This is a genomic window from Streptosporangium sp. NPDC050284, assembly GCF_044459525.1.
Taxonomy (GTDB): Bacteria; Actinomycetota; Actinomycetes; order Streptosporangiales; family Streptosporangiaceae; genus Streptosporangium.
Map to the genome: position 1 here is coordinate 109,906 of NZ_JBITIZ010000002.1, position 26,049 is coordinate 135,954.

24 protein-coding genes and 1 pseudogene are annotated in these 26,049 nt (G+C 68.2%); 18 read left to right on the forward strand and 7 right to left on the reverse strand.

Features of this window, described 5'->3' with window-relative positions; translation table 11 throughout:
* Nucleotides 1-48 precede the first annotated feature (48 nt).
* Both ACIBH4_RS04855 and cysS read left to right on the forward strand, forming a co-directional pair.
* Nucleotides 49-1,878: a sigma factor-like helix-turn-helix DNA-binding protein gene (locus ACIBH4_RS04855; protein WP_362764107.1), complete on the forward strand. Its 1,830-nt coding sequence runs from the start codon at nt 49-51 to the stop codon at nt 1,876-1,878.
* A gap of 136 nt (nt 1,879-2,014) precedes the next feature.
* A complete protein-coding gene (cysS, locus tag ACIBH4_RS04860; protein ID WP_362764105.1) occupies nt 2,015-3,403 on the forward strand; it encodes a cysteine--tRNA ligase in 1,389 nt (462 codons plus the stop codon).
* An 18-nt stretch (nt 3,404-3,421) separates the two neighbouring features.
* Here cysS and ACIBH4_RS04865 read toward each other — a convergent pair whose 3' ends face one another.
* A complete protein-coding gene (locus tag ACIBH4_RS04865) occupies nt 3,422-4,744 on the reverse strand; it encodes a helix-turn-helix domain-containing protein (RefSeq protein WP_362509776.1) in 1,323 nt (440 codons plus the stop codon).
* 175 nt (nt 4,745-4,919) lie between these two features.
* Between ACIBH4_RS04865 and ACIBH4_RS04870 the strand changes: the two genes are divergently transcribed.
* From ACIBH4_RS04870 to ACIBH4_RS04885, 4 genes and pseudogenes are all read left to right on the forward strand, one after another.
* A complete protein-coding gene (locus ACIBH4_RS04870) occupies nt 4,920-5,318 on the forward strand; it encodes a hypothetical protein (protein WP_362509773.1) in 399 nt (132 codons plus the stop codon).
* On the forward strand, nt 5,275-5,850 hold the full coding sequence (locus ACIBH4_RS04875) for an ATP-binding protein (protein WP_362509770.1): 576 nt from the start codon (nt 5,275-5,277) through the stop codon (nt 5,848-5,850). The genes ACIBH4_RS04870 and ACIBH4_RS04875 overlap by 44 nt, the downstream gene beginning before the upstream one ends.
* Before the next feature lie 807 nt (nt 5,851-6,657).
* Nucleotides 6,658-7,152, forward strand: a pseudogene (locus ACIBH4_RS04880) (transposase); the annotation flags it as partial.
* Nucleotides 7,110-7,952 (forward strand): transposase, encoded by an 843-nt coding sequence (locus ACIBH4_RS04885; protein ID WP_362509767.1) that lies wholly within the window; start codon nt 7,110-7,112, stop codon nt 7,950-7,952. The pseudogene ACIBH4_RS04880 and the gene ACIBH4_RS04885, both read left to right, overlap by 43 nt.
* A 60-nt stretch (nt 7,953-8,012) precedes the next feature.
* Here ACIBH4_RS04885 and ACIBH4_RS04890 read toward each other — a convergent pair whose 3' ends face one another.
* From ACIBH4_RS04890 to ACIBH4_RS04900, 3 genes are all read right to left on the reverse strand, one after another.
* Nucleotides 8,013-8,144, reverse strand: coding sequence for a hypothetical protein (locus tag ACIBH4_RS04890; RefSeq protein ID WP_362509764.1), 132 nt, complete (start codon nt 8,142-8,144; stop codon nt 8,013-8,015).
* Between the two features lie 481 nt (nt 8,145-8,625).
* Nucleotides 8,626-9,150: a flavin reductase family protein gene (locus ACIBH4_RS04895; protein ID WP_362509761.1), complete on the reverse strand. Its 525-nt coding sequence runs from the start codon at nt 9,148-9,150 to the stop codon at nt 8,626-8,628.
* 48 nt (nt 9,151-9,198) lie between these two features.
* Nucleotides 9,199-10,233 (reverse strand): LLM class flavin-dependent oxidoreductase, encoded by a 1,035-nt coding sequence (locus ACIBH4_RS04900; RefSeq protein WP_362509758.1) that lies wholly within the window; start codon nt 10,231-10,233, stop codon nt 9,199-9,201.
* A gap of 257 nt (nt 10,234-10,490) precedes the next feature.
* Here ACIBH4_RS04900 and ACIBH4_RS04905 point away from each other — a divergent pair, with 257 nt between their 5' ends.
* The 7 genes from ACIBH4_RS04905 to ACIBH4_RS04935 all read left to right on the forward strand — a co-directional run bounded on the left by ACIBH4_RS04905 (nt 10,491) and on the right by ACIBH4_RS04935 (nt 15,653).
* Complete coding sequence (locus tag ACIBH4_RS04905) at nt 10,491-10,616, forward strand: lasso RiPP family leader peptide-containing protein (protein ID WP_362509755.1); 126 nt, start codon at nt 10,491-10,493, stop codon at nt 10,614-10,616.
* 145 nt (nt 10,617-10,761) lie between these two features.
* A complete protein-coding gene (locus ACIBH4_RS04910; protein WP_362509752.1) occupies nt 10,762-12,579 on the forward strand; it encodes an asparagine synthase-related protein in 1,818 nt (605 codons plus the stop codon).
* 13 nt (nt 12,580-12,592) lie between these two features.
* Nucleotides 12,593-12,850 (forward strand): lasso peptide biosynthesis PqqD family chaperone, encoded by a 258-nt coding sequence (locus tag ACIBH4_RS04915; protein ID WP_362509749.1) that lies wholly within the window; start codon nt 12,593-12,595, stop codon nt 12,848-12,850.
* Nucleotides 12,847-13,290 carry a lasso peptide biosynthesis B2 protein gene (locus ACIBH4_RS04920; protein WP_362509746.1) on the forward strand — a complete coding sequence of 148 codons (444 nt, stop codon included), beginning with the start codon at nt 12,847-12,849 and terminating at the stop codon, nt 13,288-13,290. Before ACIBH4_RS04915 ends, ACIBH4_RS04920 begins: the two co-directional genes overlap by 4 nt.
* Entirely contained in the window at nt 13,287-13,823 is a 537-nt protein-coding gene (locus ACIBH4_RS04925) for a MauE/DoxX family redox-associated membrane protein (protein WP_362509743.1), read from the forward strand. The genes ACIBH4_RS04920 and ACIBH4_RS04925 overlap by 4 nt, the downstream gene beginning before the upstream one ends.
* 34 nt (nt 13,824-13,857) lie before the next feature.
* Nucleotides 13,858-14,781 carry an ATP-binding cassette domain-containing protein gene (locus ACIBH4_RS04930; RefSeq protein ID WP_362509740.1) on the forward strand — a complete coding sequence of 308 codons (924 nt, stop codon included), beginning with the start codon at nt 13,858-13,860 and terminating at the stop codon, nt 14,779-14,781.
* Nucleotides 14,782-14,813: 32 nt separating this feature from the next.
* Complete coding sequence (locus tag ACIBH4_RS04935; RefSeq protein WP_362509737.1) at nt 14,814-15,653, forward strand: ABC transporter permease; 840 nt, start codon at nt 14,814-14,816, stop codon at nt 15,651-15,653.
* A 100-nt stretch (nt 15,654-15,753) separates the two neighbouring features.
* On the opposite strand, the gene ACIBH4_RS04940 is transcribed toward ACIBH4_RS04935, so the two are convergent.
* Together ACIBH4_RS04940 and ACIBH4_RS04945 are read right to left on the reverse strand one after the other, a co-directional pair.
* On the reverse strand, nt 15,754-16,440 hold the full coding sequence (locus ACIBH4_RS04940) for a response regulator transcription factor (protein ID WP_362509735.1): 687 nt from the start codon (nt 16,438-16,440) through the stop codon (nt 15,754-15,756).
* A 16-nt stretch (nt 16,441-16,456) separates the two neighbouring features.
* Nucleotides 16,457-17,602, reverse strand: a complete 1,146-nt coding sequence (locus tag ACIBH4_RS04945; RefSeq protein WP_362509732.1) for a sensor histidine kinase — start codon at nt 17,600-17,602, stop codon at nt 16,457-16,459.
* A 131-nt stretch (nt 17,603-17,733) separates the two neighbouring features.
* Between ACIBH4_RS04945 and ACIBH4_RS04950 the strand changes: the two genes are divergently transcribed.
* The 5 genes from ACIBH4_RS04950 to ACIBH4_RS04970 all read left to right on the forward strand — a co-directional run bounded on the left by ACIBH4_RS04950 (nt 17,734) and on the right by ACIBH4_RS04970 (nt 24,626).
* Nucleotides 17,734-18,675: an ATP-binding cassette domain-containing protein gene (locus ACIBH4_RS04950; protein ID WP_362509729.1), complete on the forward strand. Its 942-nt coding sequence runs from the start codon at nt 17,734-17,736 to the stop codon at nt 18,673-18,675.
* Nucleotides 18,672-19,514: an ABC transporter permease gene (locus tag ACIBH4_RS04955; protein ID WP_362509726.1), complete on the forward strand. Its 843-nt coding sequence runs from the start codon at nt 18,672-18,674 to the stop codon at nt 19,512-19,514. The genes ACIBH4_RS04950 and ACIBH4_RS04955 overlap by 4 nt, the downstream gene beginning before the upstream one ends.
* Nucleotides 19,515-19,708: 194 nt before the next feature.
* Nucleotides 19,709-20,569 (forward strand): AfsR/SARP family transcriptional regulator, encoded by an 861-nt coding sequence (locus ACIBH4_RS04960; RefSeq protein ID WP_362509723.1) that lies wholly within the window; start codon nt 19,709-19,711, stop codon nt 20,567-20,569.
* Nucleotides 20,570-20,949: 380 nt separating this feature from the next.
* The gene (locus tag ACIBH4_RS04965; protein WP_362509720.1) at nt 20,950-21,867 is read left to right on the forward strand and encodes an aldose 1-epimerase family protein; all 918 of its coding nucleotides are present in this window, start codon (nt 20,950-20,952) and stop codon (nt 21,865-21,867) included.
* Nucleotides 21,868-22,085: 218 nt separating this feature from the next.
* Nucleotides 22,086-24,626: a penicillin acylase family protein gene (locus ACIBH4_RS04970; RefSeq protein ID WP_362764165.1), complete on the forward strand. Its 2,541-nt coding sequence runs from the start codon at nt 22,086-22,088 to the stop codon at nt 24,624-24,626.
* A gap of 126 nt (nt 24,627-24,752) precedes the next feature.
* Here ACIBH4_RS04970 and ACIBH4_RS04975 read toward each other — a convergent pair whose 3' ends face one another.
* Nucleotides 24,753-26,036, reverse strand: coding sequence for an MBL fold metallo-hydrolase (locus tag ACIBH4_RS04975; RefSeq protein WP_362764102.1), 1,284 nt, complete (start codon nt 26,034-26,036; stop codon nt 24,753-24,755).
* Nucleotides 26,037-26,049: the final 13 nt, after the last annotated feature.

A 26,049-nucleotide genomic window follows, 5' to 3' on the forward strand; every position in this document is an offset into this window, starting at 1 on the left:
ACTGCGGATATATTCCCCTTTGCCGGTTGGACCTCAATGAACCTCAGTTTGAGCGACATCGCGCCACCTCTGCGCTGGACCTCTCCCGGCCAGGTGGCGCCGATCGCGACCGACCCCCGCCTCCCCGAGGCGTGGTGGCAGGCGCTCCCGCTCGACACCGCCTGCTCGACCATCGGGACGTCCGAGGTGGCCGGCCGCCTGGCCGACCTCGCCCTGGCGTGCTGGGGCCACCTGATGCTCGGTGACGTCCTCCCCCTGCTCAGGTTCGCCGACCCCGCAGCGAGCGCCCGCACGCCGGAAGGGCTCGGCCGCGAGGTGGTGCACAAGCTGTTCACCGGGGTGCTGGAGCGGCTCCTCGAACCGGTCACCGAGGAGAGCGTCACCAGGATTCGCCCCTCCCGGCCCGACCGGCCGCTGCCCGAGCTGATCGACGAGGTCTTCGCCGCGCTTGACGAGCGGCAGCGGGCCATCGCCAGGGACCGGCTGTACGCCTCCCAGCGGGCCACCCTCGACGACCTGGCCCAGCGGTTCTCGGTCACCAGGGAACGCATCCGGCAGATCGAACGCGACCTGCGCGACCACGTCGAGGCCTGGCTCGCCAAGGAGGACGCGGCGCCGCTCATCGCCCACGTGTCGTGGCTGCGGGGCCGGCTGGGCTCCGCCGTGCCCGCCGACGACCTCGCCGCCGCCGTACCGTGGCACCGCACCGAGCTCGCCACGCTGGGCATCCCCTCCTGGCGGTTCGTACGGACCCTGCTCACCGGCTACGAGCAGGTGGACGGCTGGCTGGTCGCCGGGGGCGCCGACGAGCTCAGGGAGAAGACCCGGCAGTTGTTCACCGACGGGCCCCGCCCGATGGACGAGGCCGTGACGCTCGCCAGCCAGCTCGGCATCCGCGAGGACGTCGCCGAACGCTGGCTCATCGCGGTGCCCCAGCTGCGGGTGCTGGAGAACCACGTGGTGCCCTGGCCGCGCAGCGTCAACGACAAGGCCGAGGCCGTGCTCGCGGTGGCGGGCGGCCCGCTCACCCCCGAAGAGATCCAGGAGCGCATCGGCGAGGACTACAGCCTCGTCGGCATCCGCAACCAGCTCACCGCCGACGACCGTTTCCTGCGGGTCGACCGGAACAAGTACGGGCTCACGCGCTGGGGCGGCGAGCAGTATCTGGGCATCCGGGAGATGATCGTCCGGGAGATCGAGCGGGCCAACGGCGAGGCGTCGGTCAACACGATCGTCACCAACCTCACCGAACGCTACGACGTGAGCGAGAGCTCGGTCCGCGCGTACGCGGGCGGGCCGGGCTTCGAGCGTACGCAGCGCGGGTGGATCAGGGTCGCCGGAGCCGAGCAGGCCGACTACCAGCCGCGCAGGGACGTCTCCGAGACCCGGCGCTGCTTCCGCAGCCGCGACGGGCGCTGGTGGCACCGGGTGGACGTGAACGCCGAGCACCTGCGCGGCTCGGGCTCGCCGCTGCCGACCGGTTTCGCCGCGCACCTGGGCATGGCCCCCGGCGGCCAGCTCACCGCCGCCACCCCCTCGGGCGACGTGGTGATCAGCTGGCACAACCAGCCGACGATGGGCTCCATCCGTCCCGTCCTGATCGCCGCCAACGCCTCCGAGGGCGACCACGTCTTCCTCACGGTCTCCGACGGCGGCGAGCTGCTCACCCGCTACCTGCCCGCCGCCTCGCCGACCCTGCCCGCCCTGAACCGGGCACTGCACCTGATCGGCTACACGGCGCCGGTGGCCTCCGAGGCGGAGGGCATCCGCCTGATCGGCGCCCGCATCGGCCTGTCGGAGGGCTGCACCCGCGAAGAGGTGATCACCCGCCTGCGCGACCGGGGCGACCGCGAGATCCTCGCCTTCCTCGAAGGGTGATCTCGCCGTACCCCCGGGTACGGGCGCGGCCACGCGCCCAGAAGGCGGGTGCGGCCGCGCCCGTACCGGCTCCGGTCGCGCCCGGGGCGGCTCACGCGCCGTGGGATCGGGCGCGATCGTTGCGTAGGCTCGACACATGCTGCGCCTGTATGACACACGGAATCGCCGGGTCGAGCGGATCGTCCCCGAGGGGAGCCGTTCCCTGCGGATGTACACCTGCGGCCCGACCGTCTACAGGTCGGCCCACGTGGGCAACCTCCGCTCGTACCTGCTCGCGGACCTGATCAGGCGGGTCAGCGAGCGGCAGAAGGTCCGGGTGGTGGCCTGCCGCAACATCACCGACGTCGGGCACCTGGTGGACGACACCGAGATCGACCCCTCCGGCGAGGACAAGGTGCTCGCCCAGGCCAGGGCCGAAGGGCGGAGCGTCCTTGAGGTCGCGCGCTTCTACGAGGACGCCTTCGTGGCGGACACGACCGCGCTGAACATTCGCCCGCCCGAGCACTCGCCCCGGGCGAGCGAGTCGATCGACCTGATGATCGAGATGATCGCCAAGCTGATCGAGAAGGGGCACGCGTACGCGACCCCCGACGGGTCGGTCTTCTTCGACGCCGCCTCCTTCCCGACGTACGGGGAGATCTCCGGCAACCGGCTCGACCAGCTGAGGCCGGGCCACCGGATCGAGGCCGTCGACCCGCGCAAGCGCTTCCACGCCGACTGGGCGCTGTGGAAGCCCTCCGAGCAGGGACTGACCTGGGAGACCCCGTGGGGCCGCGGCTTCCCCGGCTGGCACATCGAGTGCTCGGCCATGTCACTGCGCTTCCTCGGCGAGAACATCGACCTGCACACCGGCGGGATCGACCTGCGCTTCCCGCACCACGACGACGAGCGCGCCCAGTCCGACGCCACCGCCGGGCACGAAGTGGTACGGCACTGGGTGCACGGCGAGCACCTGCTCTTCGACGGGCGCAAGATGTCGAAGTCCACCGGCAACGTCGTCCTGCTCAAGGACGTGGCGGACGCCGGTCTCGACCCGCTGGCCGTACGGCTCGCACTGCTTGAGCACCGCCACCGCCAGCAGATGAACCTCACCTGGGACACCCTGCGGGCCGCCGACAAGACCCTGCGCCGCTGGCGCGGCCAGGTGGCCGAGTGGTCGGAGTCGCCGAGCGGCCCGATGCCCGCCGACCGGGTCTCCAGGATCGAGGCCGCCTTCGACGACGACCTCGACACCCCGCTCGCGCTGCGGCTCATGCGCGAGCTGGAGCGCGACGGCTCGATCGCCCCCGGCTCGCGCTTCGAGGCGTTCCTGCACCTCGACCAGATCCTCGCCCTGGACCTCTCCCTCGACATCGGCAGAGCGGTCAGGCCGAAGACCCTGCCCGAAGGCGCCGCCGAGCTGCTTGAGCGGCGCTCACAAGCCCGCGACGCCAAGGACTGGGCCGCCTCCGACCTCCTCCGCGACGAGCTCGCCGCTCTCGGCGTGAAGGTCGTCGACACCCCCGATGGCCAGACCTGGTCCTGACGGTCAAGGGAATCCAGCTCAGGCCGATCGGTCGCCCGTCGTCAGAACACGCAGTTCCCGGGCGGCGGGCAACTCACGAGCCTTCTCAGGAGCAACGGCCAGCACGATGCGAGCCGTCGCCTTGACCCGTGCGTCCCGCCGTGCGACCGGGAGCGCCTCCACGAGTCTCAATGCCTGTTGTGCGCCCTGTTCCGGGTCCGTCCGGGCGTGCAGTGCGGCATTGTGCAGGGCGATGGTGACCCTCGTATGGTTCTGCGACGGATAGAGCTCTTCGGCAGTGTTTTGTGCGTCATTTGCCCGCTTGGCGTCTCCCGCGAATGTATAGATCAGGCTTTGATCGAAGTACATCCAATGGGGATCCAGGCCAACGCTTTGAGACGGCAGCCGAGAGAACACCTCCTCAGCTCGACGTAGTACGGCGACCGCTTCGGCGTAGCGGCCCAGCATCGCGAGAGTCTGAGCCTCGGCGCTGAGGGCGATCACGAGTGGCGTGCTGGGGTGGTCTCCGGCGAGACGACGAGCGCGCTGAGCCGCGAGAAGCACGTCAGCGAGGTCTTCGTCTGGATCTGTTCTTCGGTAGGCCGCTTCACGGCCTATCAGCCACGCGGCCAGCAAAGTATCTCCGGATCGTTCGCTCAGCGTCCGCGTCTTCGCCCACCACCTGTGCGCCTCACGGCGGTTTCCCAGGTCGAACCACTTTCCGGCGATCAAGGCCGCATGACGTGCGGCGGCATGGGCGAGATCGCTCCGTACTGGCTCGGGTTGCATTCGGCTCAGGTGAGGAGCCATGTCAGTGAAGTCAGCGGCGAGCGCGGCAAGGACCACAGCGGGCGGGTCAACATACGCCTGTTTCGCGTGGATGTCGGCGGCGTCCTCCCAGTCGTCGATCATCTCCTGCGACACGCTCGCACCGGAGATCCGAGGTTCGGACGCCTGCCAAGCGTCAGTCAACGTGGCCAGTACGGGCGCGACCACGCCACCAACGGCGACGGTGGCGGCATCCCGCATGAGTCGTCTGCGCTCCATGTCCTCTCCCTCATCCAACTTTGAGGCCTTTGCCTCGACGGTGCCCTTCCGTGCCTGATCGGCGTCGGCCATGGCCACACGCAGTGCCTGCGCCATGAGTTCGCCCCCCGCTTCGAGTTCGGCGTCGAGGGCCATGATCGCCTCGACAGGCGGGCGGTTCTTCCCCTGCTCCCACTTGCCGATCAATGAGAAGTGCCATCGGACCCGCTCGGCGAGATCACGCAGGCTCAGCTCACGACGCTCCCGCCACGCTCGCAGAGCGTGGCCGAACTCCTGCCACCCCGCCGAGGCATTCACTGTTGATTGTCCGGCCATGTCTGTCCTCGTGATCCGTCGCATGCGTCGCACGGGCATCAGCGCGACAGGGTGTGCCTTTCCGCACACTCTCCGCGACTCCAACTATGGGCACCATTCAGCGTCACGTAAAGCGGAACGCCGCAGGCGGACTGGGCCATGCGGAGTCCCCTTGATCGCAAAGGAGTCGCGATCTATGAGCACGTCCTCCATCGAGGCGGACGCGGAGAGCCTCCGGCACGAACCCGGCGAAGACCTCCACGCGCTGTGCACGCTGACGCTCCGCTTCCCCGGCTGGCGCCCCTGGTACGGCCACGCCACCGGACGCTGGTGGGCGCTCTCCCCCACCCGGTGCCGGCAGCGCATCGGCCTCGTCGAGGCCGACACCCCCGCTGAACTCGCCGCCCGGATGCAGCACATCGAGGACTTCCGCCCCCACCCCGAACAGCACGACCAGCCAGCCGACACCGACCACCGGACGGCCGTCAGGGACACCGAGGCCTCCGGAGGCGGCCAGAGCACCGAGATCACGAGCAAGGGAGGTGACCGGGATGACCGTACGACTGCTGTCCGCACTCGCCAGCGTGCTCGCTGACCGATTCCGGACCACGCCCGGCGACGCCACCGGACCTGCTCACCCAGCCGCGCTCTGGTCGCCGTATCCGGGCCGGATACCCGGCTGGTCGACGACGCCGACCCCCACCCCCGTCATCTCCCAGCGGTTCACGGCCACCACCGACCAGGTCAGGCCCGCACGCACCTTCGTCGCCGACATCCTCGGCGACGACCACCCGCTCCGCGACGACGCCATGCTCCTGACCAGCGAACTCGCTACCAACGCCGTCGAACACTCCGCCAGGCCGGTCTGCACCGGGACCTCAGGTGCCAGAAGCGCGGACGTCACACCGGTCGATCGGCCACGGGAGTTCGTCGTCACGGTGGCCTTCACCTTGCGCGGCGTCATCGTCACCGTCCAGGACCCCGGCTCCACGCGGATCCCCCACACCGGAAATCCCCGTCCCAACGCCACCGGCGGCCGAGGACTCCTCCTCGTCAACGAACTCTCCACCCGCTGGGGCTTCCACCGCGACCCCACAGGAACCGTTGTCTGGTTCGAGCTCACCTGACAGCCCGGCGTGGCGGCGCGCGCCTGGAGGAGCAGCGCCGCCACGCCCTCAACCAACGGGGCCACTCGGTTTCCGCTCGGCGTCCTGGCGCCTACCCGGTGATGAGCACCTCGTGGAATTCACGGCTCTTCAGCTGGGGGGCCAGTGACGGGCGAGCCGGTCACACAGTGGGGTCAGTTCGGCCACGACGTGCTGGGAACCGGATTCGCACACGACCAACGTCCTATGGAGCGAGCTTGCGCCGTAGTTCCTCTACCTGACGGCTACAGGGTGAGATCAGGACGTACGTCCAAGCGTCCGCCGACCGGCTTGATCACGCCCATATCCATAGCGCGGTCGATGTTCTGCAGTCGGCTAGCTGCCGCCTGCTCCGCCTTCCTTGTATCCCGCAGCAGGCTGCAGGGCCAGCAGGGCGGAAACTTGTCCGTGCCCTTGCCTCGCACCTGCACCATCACCCGCTAGTCGACGTACTCTGCGTCGGACCGGGCATCAGGGGCGACATCCAGGGCGAACATCAATGGCTCGCCCGGCCAGCCCTCCGCTGACACCCCCAGCAGCCAGGACCGCCTTAAATCGCAAGCTGAGGGCAGCCTTGCTGATCTGCGGTGGGATCCGGACACGCACTCAACCTCTACCGGTGGCCTGTTGGATCAAGCTGTGCGTCGGGTATCACCCTGTTAATACTCGTTCGAATGTTTCGAGGGGGTGTGTGATGACCACTCGTCTGCCGTGCCCGGTGGCGCCTGCTCCGCTGGAGAATTACGCGGCGCGTTTTGATGACCTGTTCTCCGCGCTCGGGCAACGGCGCGGGTTCGCGAGTATCTGACCGAGCTGCTGCTACCTCGCGAGCGTAACAAGACGTCGACCTGCCTGGCCGGGGCCGCACCGGTGGCCGGGAGCAACGACCCGGCGGTGCAACGGTTGCAGTACTTCCTGTCGGAGTCGGTGTGGGACCCACAGAAGATCAACGCCCAGCGGCTGGCACTGTTGCGTGCAGATCCGACGACCGCGCCGCACCGGGGCGGGGTGCTGGTGATCGACGACAGCGGCGACCATAAGGATGGGCAGGCCTCCGATCACGTGTCCCGTCAGTGGCTGGGCCGCCTGGGCAAGACCGACAACGGGATTGTCACCGTCACCACGTTGTGGGCCGATGAGCGGCTGTATGAGCCGCTGCACGCCCAGCCGTACACGGCCGCCTGCCACACGGCACGGCCGATTCGGGCTTCGCCACCAAACCGCGCCTTGCCGCACGGCTGGTGGCCAAAGCGCTGGAGGCCGGGATCGCTTTCACCGCCGTGACCGGTGACTGCGCCTACGGCGACAACGACTACCAGCGGGAGTTGCGGCAACTCGGGCTGACGTATGTGCTGGCGCTCAAGCGGCGCAAGGGCCTGTGGGCGCCCGTCAGCGCCGAGCACACCCCGATCGACGCCGCCCGCGCTCTGGCCTGGGGCGGCCCGGACGCTCCCGGAGAGTGGACGCGTGTGCGGCGTCGTTTCCGTGACGGCCATACCGAGACCTGGTGGGCGGCTGATGCCCCGCTGGGGCCGTGGGGCCCCGATGAGCCCTACCGGCTGGTGATCGCCACCACCGACCCGGCCAGGTTGCCAGATGCCGGCACCTGCTATCTGACCACCAACCTGCCGCGCCCCGGCGGCCCGGCCGCCGCCAGCTCCTCGCACCCACCGGCCGACCTGGCGGCACTCGTACGGATCTACGCGTTGCGCTCCTGGATCGAGCAGGGCTGCAAGCAGGTCAAGGACGAGCTCGGCTGGGCCGATTTCCAGGTCCGCTCCTCGGTGACGATCCGCCGCCACCAGGCGCTGGTGATGGCCGCGTTCTGCTTTTGCTGGCACACCCTGACCGGAAGCGGCCCGCCCGATGGCAGCGTGGGCCCGGGCGGCGAACCACCGCCTCTGTTGAGTGAGAATCATTCCAACGGTGGCCAGACCGTCGAGGATCGGGAGGAAAATCAGCTCCGACGTCCAGCTCAGGCCGTCTTGGCCGTCAGTGCTGCGCCACGTCCGCGGCTGGCTTACCCCCTGGGTACGGCTCCAGCGTTACTGGCGTGCCCGGTCCAACGCGCCCCCGCCCTCTGAATTTCAGCGCCTCCTCACCGCCCTCGGAGCCAGACACGCCCTCAACCTCTACGCCAGGATTTAATAGACCACCGGTAGGTCCATCATGTCCCCCAGTTCGGTCAGCGTCGCGGCCAAGGAACCGCGCTCGAGGCGCCACGACCGTGACAGCGGGACCTGGGCCAGCCGCCGCTCGACCACGCTCTTGTGCACCTGCTCCTACCAGATTCACTCGGCGACCATCGTGGGGTCGGCGCCAGCCTCTATCACCGCCCGGTGCCACCCCAGGCGGCGATATGCGGCACAGCGTGACGAACTCGGCTTTCTCAGACCGATCGGACTCATCGGCTGCGGCGAGCGCATTCACGATTCGCGCTACGTTGGACGACTGAAGAGCTTGCCGAGCCAGCGGTCCAGCCGCAGCGCGAGGTCGATCTATCGCAGAGAGCCCTACGGCGGCCGTCCACCGAGGAAGCGCCGCTCTCCATCTGGGCCTGCGCCGACATGGCGCTGCACACCCGAATCTTGACCCGGTTGCGCTCGCCCGTGCGCATCCCGCCGAAGACGCTCATCACCAGGCCGTGTGCCTCACTGGCCGAGTCGATCGGCCCGCAGCTGACGCAGCGCGCGATCGGTATGGCGACATGTGGCTCTGCTCTCGGACAAGAACCTTCTGCAGTCCGGTCCCGTTGTCCTACTGACTCACGTGCGGCAGGAAGTCGCCGAAGCCGCCCTGCTGGTAGACAAGGGGACGCACGTCGCTGCTTAGGGCGACGTCGGTCACCTCGCCGACCACGAGAGTGTGGTCTCCGATGACGGTACGCGAGTGGGTTCGGCAAGCCAAGTGGGCCAGTATGCCATCGAGCACCGGGAGGCCGCGGACGCCGATACGCCATCGGGTCGGGCCGAGCCGGTCGATACTACGCAGAGCGAACCGGGCGGCCACGTCAGCCTGGCCAGCAGACAGGATGTTCACCCCGAAGCTCTCCGCCGAGCGCAGCGACGCCCAAGTGGCGGAGACGTTGGCGATGTAGAACGCGACCAGCGGCGGCGTCAAGCTTATCGATGAGAAGGAGGTCGCGGTGAGCCCGACCGGACCACCGTCTACTCGGGCGGTGACCACCACCACGCCAGCCGCATGCCTGGACATAGCCCGGCGAAAGCACGCGTCATCGATTGCCTGCCAGTCCTGCGCCGATGTGGACCCGATCTCCGACATATCTGCTCCTTCCGGCGTTGATACGACACGGCAATGCACCGGGGACGGTCAGCGGGCCGCACCCGCCGGCTGCCGTGGAGTGACGGCGGAAGCGAGAATCTCATATGAGCGGTGGCGGTCCTCGACCTCGTGGACCAGGCTCATCGCCATCAGCTCGTCCGCGCCGGTGGCGGCGATCAGCTCGGCCGCCCGTTCCCGTACCGTGTGCGGGCCACCGATGATGTGGGTGCGGAGCTGCTCGCGCGACTGGGTCCGCTCCCGCGGGGTTCGGAAGTACCGGGCGGCCTCACTCGTCCCCAGGTTCGGGTGGGTCCGAACACCGCGCAGCGACTCGTGCATCACCACCGCGAGAGGCCCGGCGAGCAGGTCGGCCCGCTCGTCGGTGTCCGCGGCCACGACCGAGGCTGTGATCAGCGTGTACGGTCGGGCGAGCCACGCCGACGGGTGAAACGCGGCGCGGTAGGCGGCGAGCGCCTCGCTGGCTTGGTCCGGCTTGATGTGGTAGGCGAAGGCATACGGCAGACCTAGCCGTCCGGCCAGCTCGGCGTTCTCCGCGCTGGATCCGAGGATCCACAGCTCGGGTCGGTTGCCCTGGGCAGGGGTGGCCACGATCCTGTCGTCCTTGCCAGTGTCTGGTTCGAAGTACGCGGCGACCTCGGCCACCTGCTCCGCGAAGTATCCCGAGCGCGGCGGGCTGCTCACCCGGCGCAGTGCGCGGGCGGTCCCCATATCGGTTCCCGGGGACCGGCCGATGCCCAGGTCGACGCGTCCCGGGTGCAGCGCCTCCAGAGTGCCGAACTGCTCGGCTACGACGAGCGGGGCGTGGTTGGGCAGCATCACCCCACCTGATCCGACCCGGATAGCCGAGGTCGCGGCGGCGATTTGTCCAGCCAGCACGGCGGGAGCGCAACTCGCGATGAACCTAGCGTTGTGGTGCTCGGCCACCCAGTACCGGTGGTAGCCGAGTCTCTCGACGTGCACCGCCGCAGCCACGCTTTCCCTTAGGGCCAGTGTTGGGCTGGCGCCTCTCCATACCGGAGAGGTGTCGAGGACCGACAGTCTGGTCAGTGCCTGCTCACTCATGGCCACCGTCTCCCTGGCGTTATGCGATCGACGTGAATCTATCAAGGGCATCGAACCCGTCGAATGATTACACGCGCAGGTATGCCCAGAAAAGGTCGTCAGATCACGGTGAAAGATCACTGAAAGCGTAGCGAAAGTCAGCGGAAAACAGAGAGAACGCGATTCGGAAGAAGGTCTTGCTACTGTCGTAACCAGTCGCAGGAAGTGCCACCGCGAAAAACGCAGAGCTTCCTGAGTGCGAATCAAAGGAGAATTAAATGGAGAAGGACGTGCTGGCCTACGAGCCGCCCACAGTGTCCGGTGTCGGCGAGTTCGCAGAGGTTACGCTGGGTCGGCCGAGCTGGGGCTTCGAGGCCGACTGGTCGTGCGTCATGCTCTGCTAATCCGCGCTGCGACTATGGCGGGGCGATGCAGTCCGTCTGACTGAAGTAACCAAGTCGCTGGCGCCGGCCTTCTTGGCCGGCGCCAGCTCCTTCAGCGCATTTACGCGCACCGGAGCTGGCGCTCGACAACCAGACAGGGACTGAAGTGGACTTCGTAATACTCCCCGACACGATCGAGGGAGAGAATTTTTACAACTCCTTCCTAGCCGTCCAGGAATGCAAGGTCATCACGCATTCTTCTGGGCGTCCATGGGTGGTTGGCGAATGGCGTCCGGAGGAGTTGACCACGGTGGTGGTCGGTTCGAGGAAAGCCGTGATTCTTGGCGTGACGTCGGCCACTGCCGAGCAGGTGGGCCGGGCCCTGGCGAAGGCCGCCCAACTGCCGGATCTGGACGCCTTGGTGGGCGGTCTGGCCGGTTCTGCCCACTTTCTCGTCTCTTTTGACGGGGACGTCAGGGCGCAGGGCACGTTGTCTACCACGTGTCAGATCTTCCACGCCCGTATCGCCGGCGCGCACGTCGCCGCCGACCGCCCGCAGACGCTGGCCAAGCTGTCTGGGGCCGGGATGGCGGAGGATCTGCTGGCTACCCGGCTGCTCGCGCCCTGGGCACCGTGGCCACTGTTCGAACATCCGATGTGGCAGGGGGTCGAGGCCCTGCCCGTCGGATGCTATCTGGAGCTGAGCCGGGACGACGGGTTCCGCACGGTCCGCTGGTGGGCGCCGCCACCGGCCGAGACCCCCCTGGCGGAGGCCGCCGAGCGGGTGCAGCGGGCGCTGTGGGAAGCCGTCGCCGTCCGCACTGTGGGCGGCCCGGTGATCAGTGCGGACCTCTCCGGCGGCATGGACTCGACCAGTCTGTGCTTCCTTGCGAACGCCAGGTCCGACCGGCTGATCACCACGCAGTGGGAGGCGGAGAACCCCGCTAGCGAGGACCGCATGTGGGCGGCCCGCGCCGCCTCTTCCCTGCCGCGGGCGGAGCACATCATCCTGCCGGTGCGGGAGGCACCAAAGTGGTTCTCGGGCCTGGCGGAGCTGGACGACGACCTGGAAGCTCCATTCGCCTGGATCCGGACCCGTGACCGGCTCTCCTACCTGGCACAGCGACTCGCCCACGAGGGCTCGCGTCGGCACCTCACCGGGCATGGCGGGGATGAGCTCTTCTTGACCACACCGCTTTACCTGCACACGCTCATCCGGTCCCGGCCGCTGCGGGCAATCCGGTACTTGCGCGCCAACCGGGCGATGCACCGGTGGAGCCTGTCGGGAGCGGTCACGGCCCTGATGCGTAACCGTTCCTTTGGATCGTGGCTGGCGGAGTCCGGTGCGTCGGTCGTGGACCCGCTGCGCGAAATCTCATCCAAGCCGGATTTCGGTTGGGGATTCAGCTTCCGGATGCCGGAGTGGGCGACGGGACACGCGGTCGACGTGACCCGCCGCGTGCTAGGGCAGGTCGGCGGCGCACAGCCGGCGCCGCTGTCACCGCTGCGCGGCCAGCATCTGGCCGTCCAAGACGTCCGGCTGTGCGGGGACACGCTGCGCCGAGTGAACCGGCTAACGTCCCGGTTCGGCGTGTCCTGGGAGGCGCCATATGTCGACGACCGGGTACTGGAGGCGGCGCTGTCCATCCGGTTTGAGGACTGTGCCATGCCGGACCGGTATAAGCCACTACTCGCCGCGTCGATGCGGGGAATCGTCCCGGACGACATCCTCAATCGCTCGACGAAGTCAGAGTACAGCTCCGAGGCGTACGCGAGCCTGCGAGCGAACCGGTCCGAGCTACTGGAGCTTTGCGAGGATCTGGAACTCGCGCGGCTCGGGCTGGTTGACGCCGACGCGCTGCGCTCGGTGTTGCTCTGCCTGCCACCGCGGTCGATGAGCCTGATGCCGCTGATCAGCACCTTCGCCTGCGAGACATGGCTTCGCTCGGTGCGCGCCGGACAGCCTGCACCCCTGATTCGATGAGAGGTGGAATAGGGTGAGTTTCTCTCTCGCACCGCATGTCTCCATGACCGATATGGGACAGAGTCTGGTCCTGTTGAACGAGAGATCCGGCGGCTACTGGCTGTTGAACGCCACGGGCGCGGTCGTGGTGCGGCTGCTGCTGCAGGGGGTGAGCGTGCCCGAGGTCGTGGCGCAGCTCGGCCGCAGCCACCCCGCGTCCGTGCACCGCATCCCAACGGACGTGGAAAAGCTGCTGGTGTCGCTGCGCGAAGCCCGGGTCGTGACGCCATGACGATGCCGGTGACGCTGGAGGCGTCGGCCCGGATCACTTGGCGGCGGCGGCTGGCCGCGCACGTGGCGGTGAGCTTGGCCCGGGTACTCATGCGGCTGTCCCCGCTGCGGCTACGCCGGCTGCTCATGGTCATCCGGCGCGGCGCCGGGCCGTGCCCGGCGGATCGGGCACTGGCCGCCCGGACGGCCGTGGTCACGGTGAGCGTGCAGTGCGCTGGCCAGGGCTGTCTGCAACGGTCGATCGCCACCGTGCTGCTGTGCCGGTTCGCCAGCACTTGGCCGACCTGGTGCACCGGGGTCCTCACCGAGCCGTTCCGGGCACACGCCTGGGTGGAGGTGGACGGCGTGCCGATCGGCGAGCGCGACGAGATCCGGCATTTCCACCGGACCATGGTCATACCCCTCATGTCTGCCCCTGCCCGGCTGGGAGAGACGCAATGACGTACGTGTTGATCGCTATGACGAGCTTCATCGCCACGGTGTTCGCGGTGGCGTTCGTCAACAAGGTGCGCGGCGTGTCGTTCTTCCACCGGTTCGAGGCGGCGATCAGCCACCTCGCCGTACTGTCGCCCCGGCTCGCCAGGTCGGCCGCAGCGGGCATCGTGCTCGGTGAGGGGGCCACCGTCGCCCTGCTGGTATCGTCCGGCACCCGTGGCGCGGGGTTCGCCTTGGCCATCACGCTGTTGGCGTGCTTCATCGCGGTGGCAGTCCGGGCGGTGCGCAGCGGTGTTATCGCCGAGTGCAGGTGCTTCGGCCGGGGCGGGTCGGTGATGAGTACCGGGATGATCGTCCGCAATGTGATCCTCATCATCGCCGCCGCCGCGGGTCTCGCCGCCACCGGGTCCGCAGCGCCGGTGGGCCCTGCGGGCTGGTCTGTGGCCGTCGCTGGCGTGCTCGTGGCGGCCCTCTACATCCGGTACTACGACGATGTCGTGCGGGCCGTTGCAAGGCACCTTCCGCCAACTACGGCCTAACGGCGGGAACCTCTCAGGAAAGGAGCAGACTCCGGTGACCGCAGCGATCGAAGTGATGGGGCTGAGCAAGCGCTACGGGGACGTCGCCGCGCTGACGGACGTCAGCTTCGCGGTGCCGCGCGGCTCGGTGCTAGGGCTACTCGGACACAACGGCGCGGGCAAGTCCACGCTGATCGGCATCCTGTCCACGCTCTCCCGGCCGGACGCGGGCAGCGCCCAGGTCGCCGGATTCGACGTCGTGCGGCAGGGCGCGCAGGTCCGCCAGCGGATCGGGCTGACCGGGCAGACCGCCACCCTGGACGAGCAGATATCCGGACGGCAGAACCTGGTGCTCATCGGGCGGCTGCTCGGCACCACCCGCGGCTCCGCCGAAGTGCGTGCCCAGGAACTGCTCGACCTGTTCGATCTGTGCGGCGCGGGCGATCGGAAGGTGCGGACCTACTCGGGGGGCATGCGGCGGCGGCTGGACCTAGCCGCGAGCCTGGTGGGCCGTCCCGACGTGATTTTCCTAGACGAGCCCACGGTGGGTCTGGACCCAACCGGGCGGCTGGCCATGTGGGAGGTCGTGCGTGCGGCCACGCGGGACGGCGCCACTGTGCTGCTCACTACGCAGTACCTAGACGAGGCTGACCAGCTGTCCGACTCGATCGTCGTCATGGCGGGCGGAACGGTGGTGGCGGCCGGGTCGCCGAATGAGCTGAAGGCGCGAGTGGGTAACCGTACCATCACGGCACGCTGCGGGAACCCGCATGACGGGCGTACATCTGTATTGGCTCTGCGAGCCGCGGGGTTCGCCCCATTGTGGGACGCGGCCCGGCTCGCTGTCACCATCCCGGCGGTACGCACCCAGGACATCGTCGCCTTCGGTCAGGCCATCGCCGGATGCGGCGTGGAGATGGCGGAGATCAGCTTCACCGAACCGAACCTAGACGACGTGTTTCACGCATTTTCCGGCTAGCCGGGAACGTAACGATTTCGAGAGGAGAGGCGATGAGCGGCACTGCCATTCTGGACACCGAGGACGCCCCGAAGGGGACCCGTGTCGGTTCCTGGCGGGGGACCTCGGTGGTGGCGCAGATCCGCGTTCTCACGCTGCGCTACATGAACACGATCGCGTTCGATCCACGCATGATCGCGCTCAACGCGGCGGGGCCGTTGCTGATGCTGCTGGTTTTCAGCCAAATCTTCGGATCCATAGCGGACACCCCAAACTTCCCACCCGGAGTGACCTACATCGAGTTCCTGGTGCCGGCCATCATGGTCAACTCAGCTATGCAGGCTGCCCTGCAAACCGGTATCACGCTCACCCAGGACGTACGGAACGGAATGATTATCCGGCTCCGATCGCTGCCTATCTGGCTGGGCTCGGTGCTCTTCGCCCGGAGCCTGGCGGATCTGGTGCGCAGCGGCATCCAACTCCTGTGTGTGCTCGGCTTCGCTTACGTGCTTTTCGGGTTCAGGCCGTCCGGCGGGTTCGCCGGGTCGGCTGTCTCCTGGGCGGTGGCACTGATCGTCGGCGCGGGCGTGGGATGGCTGTTCATCGCGCTGGCAAGCTGGGTGCGCAACGTTGACCTGTTCCAGGGCGCCACGATGCTGGTGACGTTTCCGCTGATGTTCGCGTCGAGCGCTTTCGTGCCGGTGGGCGGGCTGCCGGAGTGGCTGCAGGTGGTCGCGATGGTTAATCCGATGACATACGGCATCGACTCGACCCGCGCGCTCATGCAGGGCCAGGTACCGGGCACGGCGGCGTATCTGGCGGTCCTGCTCAGTTTGCTGCTGTCGGCGCTCTGCGCTGTAGTCGCGGTCCGCGGCTTCCGCCGCCCCCTATGACATCGTTTGTAACGCTGTCTTGTGACGCGGTGCGCCGACAACACCGGCCACCACGGCTCTCCCCGCTTGCTGAGGCCGTAAACCGAGACGCCGGGCGGGGTTAGCCGTGTTTGCGGAAGTTCGCTTCGACCAGGCCAGCCTCGTAAGCGGTGATGACAAGCTGGGCTCTGTCCCTTGCGCCGAGTTTCGCCAGCAGGCTGCCAATGTGGGTCTTCACTGTGGCCAGGCTGACCTGGAGTTGGCGGGCGATCTCGGTGTTGGACAGACCGCGGGCGACATGCAGCAGCACCTCTCGCTCTCGCTCGGTGACACCGGGGAGGGCGCGGCCGCGGGCCGAGGCGGTCGCGGGTCCCGGGTGCCGGACGAACTCGGCGATGAGCCGCCGCGTGACCACGGGCGAGATGAGGGCGTCCCCGCCCGCCACGACCCGGATCGCGGCAAGCAGGTCTGCGGGCGGCGTGTCCTTGAGGATGAAACCGCTGGCTCCCGCCCGGAGCGCACCGTAGACGTATTCGTCCATGTCGAAGGTGGTCAGGACGAGCACCCGCGCGCTGCTCTCCCGGCTGGCGCAGACCTGACGGGTGGCCTCGATACCGTCCATGTCCGGCATCTGCACGTCCATTAGGATCACGTCTGGGACCTGCCGCAGCAGCAGCTTCAGCACCTCGCCACCTGTCCCGGCCTCGCCCACGACCTCAATGTCGGGCACCGATTCGAGCAGCATGCGAAGGCTGCCGCGGAGCAGCACCTGGTCGTCGGCGATAAGCACCCGGATGCGCTCGGTCATGACCCTCCATCCCCTGTTACGAGCGGTACGGCAATCTGGCCGCGACCCGGAATCCGCCCTGTTCCTGCGGGCCGGCGGTGAAGTCACCATCCTGGAGCAAGACACGTTCACGCATACCGATGAGGCCGTGCCCGCCCGCCCTGGCGGTCGTGACCTTACCGCCTTTCCCGTTGTCGACCACCTCGACGAGAACCTCCCGAGGTGTCACTGCGACCGAGACTGCGCAGGACACGCGCTCCCCCGTGCCGTCCGTCGCGTGCTTGATCACGTTAGTGAGGGACTCCTGCACGATGCGGAAGACCGCACTCTCGATGCCGCGCGGCAGGTCCTGCCCGCCGTCATGGTTCAGGGTGATCTGCAAACCCGCCTCCCGTGCCTGACCGGCCAAAGTCTCTAGGCCAGCCAGTCCGGGAACGGGGGTCAGCGGGGAGTCTCCTGGGTCGTCGGCGCTGGCCGAGCGCAGCACGCCCACCATGCGGCGCATTTCGTCGAGCGCGGCGCGACTGGTCGCCTGGATCACTTCCAGCGCCGCGACGGCCTCGCCGGGGCGCTCCCCGGCCATGTGCACCGCGACGCCAGATTTCATGGCGATCAGGCTGAGGCTGTGGGCGACGATGTCGTGCAGCTCTCGGGCGATACGGACCCGCTCCTCGGCCACAGCGAGGCGGGCCCGCTGTTCGGCGATCCTGGCCGCGCCGGTCCGCCGTTCCCGGACGGTCAGGCCGAGCAGCCAGGCGGCGGCCATGGTCAGCCAGCTCAGCCCGATCAGCCCGAAGCTGCCCACAAGGTTGGGCTCGTGCGAAATAGGCACCAGAGCGGCGGCGGCGACCAGGCTGGCCACGAGGCCCAGGTAGGCGGGCAGGCCCGAGGTGATCAGCCCGACCGTGTAGAGCACGAACGCCCACGCCAGCCACGGGTTGATCAGCGCGCCGGCCCACACCCCGGCGGCCGCGATGGTCAGCACCAAGGCGAGCGTGGGCAGCGGCCAAAGCCGACGCAGCGCGGCGGCCAGCCCTAGCCCGGCCCCGAACAGCCAGCCGTACGGCGGCATGGCCACCCGTTCGAGCGCCACCAGGCCAATCGGGACAGCCAGCACTACATCGAAGGCGAACAGATGGTGGCGGCGTAAGCGCGAAGCCATCAGCGGACGGAGGCCATCCATGCGATCACCTTACGTACCGCCCGGCCGTAGAGCATCCGCCCTGGGGTGGAGGCCGCGGCCTCCACCCCAGGGCGGAGAGGTCCAGACCTGGGCTCGATGACTTCGAGCCAGTGTTTCGCCATCGTGGAGACATGATTGAAGTACGGAACCTGACCAAGCGCCACGGGTCCAGGACTGCCGTCGACAACCTGTCCATCCATGTGATGCCGGGTCTGGTGACAGGGTTCCTTGGCCCGAACGGCGCGGGGAAGTCGACCACTATGCGTGCGGTGCTCGGCCTGGTCACCCCTACCTCAGGCGAGGCCCTCATCGGCGGCCGACCCTACCGGTCGCTGGTCCGTCCGCTCTACTCCGTCGGCGCGTTGCTGGACGCGGACGCCGCCCACACCGGCCGCTCAGCGTACCATCATCTGTCCGTGCTGGCCCGCACCAATGGCATCGGCCGCCGACGGGTGGCCGCGGTGCTGGACCAGGTCGGCCTAGCGGATGTGGCGCACCGGAGGGTGGGCGGTTTCTCGCTCGGCATGCGGCAGCGGCTGGGAATTGCCGCGGCTTTGCTTGGTGATCCCGGGGTGCTCATCCTCGACGAGCCGATCAACGGGCTCGACCCCGAAGGCATCCGGTGGATCCGCGGGCTGCTGCGCACGCTAGCGGGCGAGGGTCGAACGGTCTTCATCTCAAGCCACGTGATGAGCGAAACGGCACTGACCGCGGACCGAGTCATCATCATCGGACGCGGCCGGCTCATCACTGAAGCGACCATCGACGAGCTCCTCGTACGGTTTCACCGGGACGTGCTAGTGCGCAGCCCGCGGGAGGATGAACTGAAGCGGCTACTGCTCGCGCACGGCGCCGTGGTGCGCCCCGAACCGGGAGGCGGGCTGGCCATCAGCGGCGGTCAGCGCGACGCCACCCGCACTCCCGCGCTCGACAACGCGTGGATCTCCGAGTTGGCCACCGCGCACAGCATCCCGCTGTACGAGATCACGCCGCGCAGCGCGTCGCTGGAAGAGGCGTTCATCGAACTCACCGAAAGCAGCACCGACCACAGGACGGGACGACGGCAGGCATGAAGACCGGTGACACCTATATCGCGAGCAGCCTCATCGAGCCGGATGGCCGCACTCTGGAACCCTCCCGCACCCGGTTGATCTGGGACCTGGTCGCGGCGGAGTGGCTCAAGATCCGCTCGTTGCGCTCGACGTACTATCTGCTGGCGGTGCTGCCGCTGCCGATCGTGCTCGGCGGCGGGCTAGCCCTGAGCGCCGCCAGTTCCTGGGAGCGATTGTCCGAACAGGGCCGCTCCGGGTTCGACCCGTCGGCGGCGGGTGGGACCGCGCTCCAGGTGACTTACTTGGTGTTAGCCGCCTTTGGCATCCTCGCCATCACCTCGGAGAGCACCACGGGCATGCTGCGTATGACGCTCACTACCGTGCCACAGCGACGCAGCCTGTTAATGGCGAAGGCGGTGGTAGTCGGAGTGGTATCGCTCGCCGCCGGCCAGGTCAGCTCGTTCGCCATCTTCTTCATCAGCCAGGCCGTGCTCGGCACCCGCGGCATCGGTGTAACGCTCGCGTCGCCGTATGCCCTAGCCACCGTACTCGGCGCCGGGTTCAGTTGCATGGTGATGGGGCTGGTAGGGCTAGGGGTGGGGACCGTGCTGCGCTCGTCGGCTGGCGGGTTTATCGCGATCTTCGCCCTGCTGTTCGTGGTTCCAGCACTGATCTCGCTGCTGCCTGCCCCCTGGAACGAGCGGATCGGCTCGCTCACCCTGCCGATGGCCTCCAACCTGCTGCCGGGCCGGATCTCGGACGCGTGGCTGCCGCCAGCGGGGGCGGTGCTGGTGCTGCTCGGCTACATCGCGCTCGCGCTGGCAGCCGCATCCGTCGCCATCACACGCCGGGACCCCTAACCGTTCCGCGCTCTCCGGGCACAGCCCGAGACGCGCGGACAGCCGGTCCAGGTCTTCGCTGTTTACTCTTAGCCAACAATTCCACACGCAATGCAAATGTTAAATGCTCACTCAGATTGGAGGTTATGCACAACCACTTTTCTTTGCTTAAATGATGCTAGACAAACGCCGAAAGGAAATGCGATCATGCGATCATGCGATCAGATTCCTTGCCGAAGACCTCCTCCGCAAACAAGGAAATTATGTTCCTCCTCCTAGGGCCGTTCGAAGTCACTCTGCACGGACAATCTATAGTTTTGCCCTCCGGGAAAAGGCGAACGCTTCTGGCATCGCTTCTACTAGACGCCAACAAGGTCGTTCCCGCCGAAGAGCTCATCGCCCGCCTCTGGGACGACGACCTGCCACGGGAGCCGCGTGGCGCCCTACATACGTGCGTAACTCGCCTCCGTCAGACTTTATGCAGTTTCGGAAAGGGAACGTCACCTGCAATCCGAACGGCATCGTCCGGTTATGCGATAGAGATCGACCAGGAGAGTCTCGATCTGATCCGCTTCCGCCGCTTGGTGACCGGGGCTCGCGACGCGGGCCGAGCCGGGGACTTCGGCGCCGAGGTCACCGGCCTAGCCGAGGCACTCACCTTGTGGCGCGGTCCGATTCTCTCCAACCTGCAGGCCGATCCCATAATCCGAGACTCCGCACCGAAACTCACCGACGAACTCCTTTGGACGTTTGAACGGCACAATGACCTCTGTCTCGGCTTAGGCTGGATCGATAGCAATCTCATCACCAGCCTTAGTTCATTGACCACCAAGCATCCTTTCAGAGAACGACTGTGGTGGCAGCTTATGCTTGCGCTTTTCCGTTCGGGGCGGCAGGTTGAGGCACTGGCGGCATACACTTCTATCAGCCATCGCCTCCGTGAGGAGATGGGAATTGATCCGAGCCAACAACTCCAGCGACTCCATATGGAGATCCTGCATGGCGACCCGGTTTATCCGCTGCAGGAACTGGCTGGAACGAGCAGGCCTAACCTGACGGCCATGACTTTCTTCTGAAGTCAAGGAGACATGCGATGCCGCCACCGGCAAGCCCACAAATGGTTCGGCATCACCCCGCCTCAGCAGATCATCGAGCTCGCCACCCCCTTGTGACCTCGGACTCGCGCTCGAACTCCTAGAGACATGCCCACTCGGCGTGTCTCCGTATGTTTTCCCATTTCAGATGCCAGTTTCGAGCTCTAGCCGCTCCGAATTACGCGGAACGCAGGCCCATGAACCAGGACTCATCCAGAACGCTCACGGCCAGGCTGCCCGAGCGGGCAGCGGCGTCCAGATGGGCGATGACGAAACGGCGGATGGCGGCTCTATGGCCGCCGCCCTCCTTCAGGTGGCGCGGTGGTGGATGGGGGGTGGGGGCAAAGGTGTTGAATTACCGGGTGAAAAACATCGCGCCCACAGGGGCCCAACACACCATCTCGGACGGCGGTTTCCAGGCCGTCGTCACCGAGCTCGGAGCAGGGCTACGGAGTCTCACCCTGGACGACCGCCCGCTCGTCATCGATTTTCCCGAGGACGAGCCCCCGCTCGGCGGGGCGGGGCTGCCGCTGCTTCCCTGGCCGAACAGGGTCGAGGACGGCCGCTACACGTTCGACGGCGAGGAGCGGCAGCTCGCGCTGAGCGAGCCCAAGACCGGCAACGCGATCCACGGCTTCTCCCGGTCGTTCCCCTGGACGGTCCTCTTCCACGACGACAACTCGATCCGGCTGGGGATGCGGCTGTTCCCCCAGCTCGGCTACCCGCACGTCCTTGACCTCTCCGTCCGGTACGCGCTGAGTGCGGCCGGCCTGGAGGTCGAGGTGAGCGTGGAGAACGTCGGCGCCACCGACGCGCCGTACGGCTTCGGAGCCCATCCCTACCTGTCCCTCGGCACCCTCTGCGCCCTCGACGACGCCCTCCTGGAGCTCCCCGCAGCCCAGTGGATCGCGGTGAACGATCGGAAGATCCCCACCGGCCGCCACGACGTCGAGGGCACCGAGTACGACTTCCGGGTCCCCCGCCCGATCGGCGGGACGGAGCTCGACACCGCGTTCACCGGCCTGGAGCGCGGCGCCGACGGCCGGGTGCGGGTCACGCTGGCGGCCCCCGACGGGACCGGGGTCGAGCTGTGGGCGGGCGAGGGGATCGAGTGGCTCCAGCTCTACACCGGTGACACCCTGCCGGAGGGCCACCGCCGTCTGGGGCTCGCGGTGGAGCCGATGACCTGCCCGCCGAACGCCTTCCGCAGCGGTGAGGACGTCATCAGGCTCGCCCCCGGCGACCGCGCCGTCCACCACTGGGGGATCGGCCCGATCTGACCGGCGTCCCGGCCCGCTCCTGAGGGTTCGGGTCGTACGAGCGGAACCGGGTCAGACGGCTCGCGGCCACCGTGCCGTGGGCGTTGACCAGGTCGGTAGCAAAAGTCTCATACGCGCATCTTCGCCCTGACGTCGGTGCCGACCCCATGGGGGTGGTGCCACACTTGCGGAAGCATGTCGCCTAGGAGGTTTTTGTGAGGTTCCGCCCGTACGCCTGGATGCCCCGCCCACTCACGTGGCTGGCGCGGGTGCTCACCGTTCTTCTGGTGCTCGGGCTGCTGCTCGCCGGAGCGGGCGTATGGAGCGTGCGAGCGTCCTTCCCACAGCTCGAAGGCGAGCTCAAGGTGGACGGCTTGAAGGGGAAAGTCACCGTATATCGCGATAAGACGGGCATCCCGCACATATACGCAGACTCCCCAGAGGACCTCTTTCTCTCCCAGGGCTACGTCCACGCCCAGGACCGCTTCTTCGAGATGGACTTCCGCCGCCACGTCACCGCGGGACGGCTCTCGGAGATGTTCGGCTCGGCGACGCTGACCGAGGACAGGGTCATCAGGACCATGGGCTGGCGGAAGGTGGCCGAGAAGGAACTCCCCCTGCTCGACGAGCGGACCCGGCGCTACCTGAACGCCTACGCGGGCGGGGTGAACGCCTGGATGAAGCGGAACGACGGCTTCGCCGACAGGAGCCTGGAGTACGTGCTGCTGCGGGCGACCAGCCCGGACTACCGGCCGGAGCCGTGGACCCCGGCCGACTCGCTCGCCTGGCTCAAGGCGATGGCCTGGGACCTGCGCTCCAACATGACCGACGAGATCGGCCGGGCGCTCGCGGCGAGCAGGCTGCCGCGCGGCCGGGTGGAGCAGCTCTGGCCCGACTACCCGTACGAGACCAACCAGCCGATCGTCACCCGGGGCTCGGTCGGCGAGCGCGGGTTCCGCCAGGACGAGGAGCCGAAGAGCGCCGAGCCCGAGCCGTCAGGGGTGGCGCCCGCCACCGGGGCGCTGACCCGGGCGGCCGAGGCCATCCGCGCGGTGCCGAGCCTGATGGGCGACCCGGCGGGCGGCAGGGGCATCGGCTCGAACTCCTGGGTGGTCGGCGGCGAGCACACCGAGTCGGGCAAACCAATCCTCGCCAACGACCCCCACCTGGGGCCGGGCATGCCCTCGGTCTGGTACCAGGCCGGGCTGCACTGCCGCGTCAAGAGCCCCGAGTGCCCGTTCGACGTCACCGGATTCACCTTCTCCGGCGTGCCCGGCGTGGTCATCGGCCGCAACGACAAGATCGCATGGGGCTTCACCAACCTCGGCCCGGACGTCGCCGACCTCTACCTGGAGCGGATCAAGGATGATTCGTACCTGCTCATGGGCGAGTGGAAGCCGATGACCACCAGGACCGAGACGATCAAGGTGGCCGGGGGCGACGACGTACGGCTCACGGTGCGCGACACCATGCACGGGCCGATCATCTCCGACGTCCTGGAGAGCGCGAAGGACACGCTGCCCGGCATGGACGCGGTCTTCGAGGAGAAGGGCGACGCGGTCGCGCTCAAGTGGACCGCCCTGGAGCCCGGCAGGACCGCCGACGCGATCTTCGCGCTGAACACCGCGCAGGACTGGCAGGAGTTCAGGGCGGCGGCGAGCAGATTCGAGGTGCCCGCGCAGAACCTGATCTACGCCGACACCGAGGGCAACATCGGCTACCAGGCCCCCGGACGGATCCCGGTGCGGACCCGCGGCGACGGCACCTGGCCGGTGCCCGGCTGGACCGGCGAGTACGCCTGGCAGTCGACGATCCCCTTCAACGAGCTGCCCAGCCTCTACAACCCGCCGGAGGGCTACATCGTGACCGCCAACAACGCGGTCATCGACCCCGACCGCTACCCGTACAACCTCACCAAGGACTGGGCGTACGGATACCGCTCCCAGCGCATCCTTCAGCGCCTCCGCGAGGCGCTGAAGGACGGCGGCAAGGTGGACGTGGCGGCGATGAGCGCGTTGCAGCAGGACAGCGACAACGGCTTCGCCCGCTTCCTGGTGCCCAAGCTGCTCGACGTCGAGATGGCCGGGCCCGCCAAGGACGCCCGCGAGCTGCTGCGCGGGTGGGACCAGGCGCAGGGCACGGAGTCCGCTCCCGCGATGTACTTCAACGCCGTCTGGCGGCACCTGCTCATCGAGACCTTCAACGACGATCTTCCCGAGGGCGCCTGGCCCCAGGGCGGCGACCGCTGGTTCGAGGTCGTACGGGTCATGCTCGACAAGCCGGACGAGGCGTTCTGGAACGACACGACCACCCCGCGCGCCGAGACCCGCGACGACATGCTGCGACGGGCGATGGCGAGGGCGTACGACGAGCTGAACGGCCTGCTCGGCCCGGACGTCAAGGACTGGCGCTGGGGCGACCTGCACTCCCTGGAGCTCGTCCACCAGACCTTCGGCACCTCGGGGATCGGCCCGATCGAGTGGCTGTTCAACCGGGGTCCGTTCCCGGTGGCGGGCGGCGACGACGCCGTCAACGCGGCGGGGTGGGACGTACGGGACGGTTACGCGGTGAGCTGGCTGCCGTCCATGCGGATGGTGGTGGACCTGGCGAACCCGGACAAGTCCCGATGGATCAACCTGACCGGTGCCTCCGGCCACGCGTTCCACGACAACTACTGGGACCAGGCGCCACTGTGGGCGCGCGGCGAGACCACCCCCATGCTGGCCGGTCAGGACGCCGTCAAGAAGGCGGCCATCCACACCCTGACGCTCAGCCCCTGACCGAGCAACCCCTGAGAGGCGGGGACGCACCCTCCGGCACCTCCTGACGGCCGCGGGCCGCTTCCGGGCCGCGGGGTGAGCCCCCGCGGCCCGGATCCCCGTTTCTCCCGCCTCCCCGAACCGCTGTCAGGGCGTCAGGACGCGGGACTCACCGACGGCGAGGTCCCACAGGTCGGCGCGGTCCCGCCCGGCCTCTGCCCAGGCCACCCTCGCCTCCTCCACCGGCGCGAGGAGCGACTCCCCCGACAGGACGAACGTGCCCCAGTGCATGGTCGCCATCCGGCGCGCCCCCACGTCCTGGCACGCCCGCACGGCCTGTTCGGGATCGACGTGCGCCGCCTGCATGAACCAGCGGGGTTCGAACGCCCCCACCGGCATCAGGGCCAGGTCGATGCCGTCCGGGTAGCGGGCCCCGATCTGCGCGAAGCGCTCACCGTACGCGCTGTCCCCGGCGAAGTAGATCGTCTGGTCGTCGGAGGCGATCACCCAGCCGCCCCAGAGGGTCTTGCAGGTGTCCCAGATCGACCGGCGGCTCCAGTGGTGGGCGGGGACGAAGTCGAAGCGGACATCACCCACCCGGGTGCTCTCCCACCAGTCGAGCTCGGTGACGTCACGGAACCCGCGCCGGGTGAACCAGGACCTGAGCCCGGCCGGTACGAGGACGGGCGTGCTGCGCGGCAACCGCCGCACCGTCCACGCGTCCAGGTGGTCGTAGTGGTTGTGGCTGATCACCACGGCGTCGATCCTGGGCAGGTCCGCCCACGCGACGCCGGGCGGGGTGAGCCGGGGCCGGTGAATACCGACGATCTTCCTCGCCCAGACCGGATCCGTGAGAATGGTGAGCCCGCCGATCTGCACCACGTACGTCGCGTGCCCCACCCACGTCACGACCGCCTCGGTCCCCGTCGGCCGTGGGAGCCCGTTCCTGTGGACCGGGATGCGGTCCGCGTCCCCGACATCGGGCCGGAGCGTGCCGTGCCAGGCGACCGCCAGCAACTCCTGGAACGTCGGGATCGGCGAGGTCAGCCGGTCCCTGAAGCCACCCGGCCACGACCGCCTCGGCAGGGGCTCCGGCCGCCTCGGCGGCGCGGGCCGTACCGGAGGCGCGGGTCGTCCGGATGTCCCGGACTGTACGGGGAACTCCGTTCCCGTCGAGGTTCCCGTCGAGAAAGCCATCGAGGGAGCGGAGAGCATGGAGGAACGGGATGCCGCCTCGGCCATGGCCGTACGCGGTCCTGAGGGGCGATCCCGCACCGCCCGGCCGGCGGTGCGGCCCAGTTTCCTGAGGGCGCGCGCCGGTCGCGCGGCGAAGCGGGCCGACCATCCGGGACGCCGCGGGGGCTCCGCGACGAGGCCGTCGATTTCCACGGACAGGTGGGAGGCGGTTTCTGGGTGGGACGTCTGCGACATGGGCGGCCCCCTT

Coding starts and splice junctions, on each gene's coding strand:
- cysS (WP_362764105.1), top strand. CDS start 2,015: ATGCTGCGCCTGTATGACACACGGAATCGCCGGGTCGAGCGGATCGTC.
- ACIBH4_RS04865 (WP_362509776.1), bottom strand. CDS start 4,744: ATGGCCGGACAATCAACAGTGAATGCCTCGGCGGGGTGGCAGGAGTTC.
- ACIBH4_RS04870 (WP_362509773.1), top strand. CDS start 4,920: ATGAGCACGTCCTCCATCGAGGCGGACGCGGAGAGCCTCCGGCACGAA.
- ACIBH4_RS04875 (WP_362509770.1), top strand. CDS start 5,275: ATGACCGTACGACTGCTGTCCGCACTCGCCAGCGTGCTCGCTGACCGA.
- ACIBH4_RS04895 (WP_362509761.1), bottom strand. CDS start 9,150: ATGTCGGAGATCGGGTCCACATCGGCGCAGGACTGGCAGGCAATCGAT.
- ACIBH4_RS04900 (WP_362509758.1), bottom strand. CDS start 10,233: ATGAGTGAGCAGGCACTGACCAGACTGTCGGTCCTCGACACCTCTCCG.
- ACIBH4_RS04905 (WP_362509755.1), top strand. CDS start 10,491: ATGGAGAAGGACGTGCTGGCCTACGAGCCGCCCACAGTGTCCGGTGTC.
- ACIBH4_RS04920 (WP_362509746.1), top strand. CDS start 12,847: ATGACGATGCCGGTGACGCTGGAGGCGTCGGCCCGGATCACTTGGCGG.
- ACIBH4_RS04925 (WP_362509743.1), top strand. CDS start 13,287: ATGACGTACGTGTTGATCGCTATGACGAGCTTCATCGCCACGGTGTTC.
- ACIBH4_RS04935 (WP_362509737.1), top strand. CDS start 14,814: ATGAGCGGCACTGCCATTCTGGACACCGAGGACGCCCCGAAGGGGACC.
- ACIBH4_RS04940 (WP_362509735.1), bottom strand. CDS start 16,440: ATGACCGAGCGCATCCGGGTGCTTATCGCCGACGACCAGGTGCTGCTC.
- ACIBH4_RS04945 (WP_362509732.1), bottom strand. CDS start 17,602: ATGGATGGCCTCCGTCCGCTGATGGCTTCGCGCTTACGCCGCCACCAT.
- ACIBH4_RS04950 (WP_362509729.1), top strand. CDS start 17,734: ATGATTGAAGTACGGAACCTGACCAAGCGCCACGGGTCCAGGACTGCC.
- ACIBH4_RS04955 (WP_362509726.1), top strand. CDS start 18,672: ATGAAGACCGGTGACACCTATATCGCGAGCAGCCTCATCGAGCCGGAT.
- ACIBH4_RS04960 (WP_362509723.1), top strand. CDS start 19,709: ATGCGATCAGATTCCTTGCCGAAGACCTCCTCCGCAAACAAGGAAATT.
- ACIBH4_RS04970 (WP_362764165.1), top strand. CDS start 22,086: ATGCCCCGCCCACTCACGTGGCTGGCGCGGGTGCTCACCGTTCTTCTG.
- ACIBH4_RS04975 (WP_362764102.1), bottom strand. CDS start 26,036: ATGTCGCAGACGTCCCACCCAGAAACCGCCTCCCACCTGTCCGTGGAA.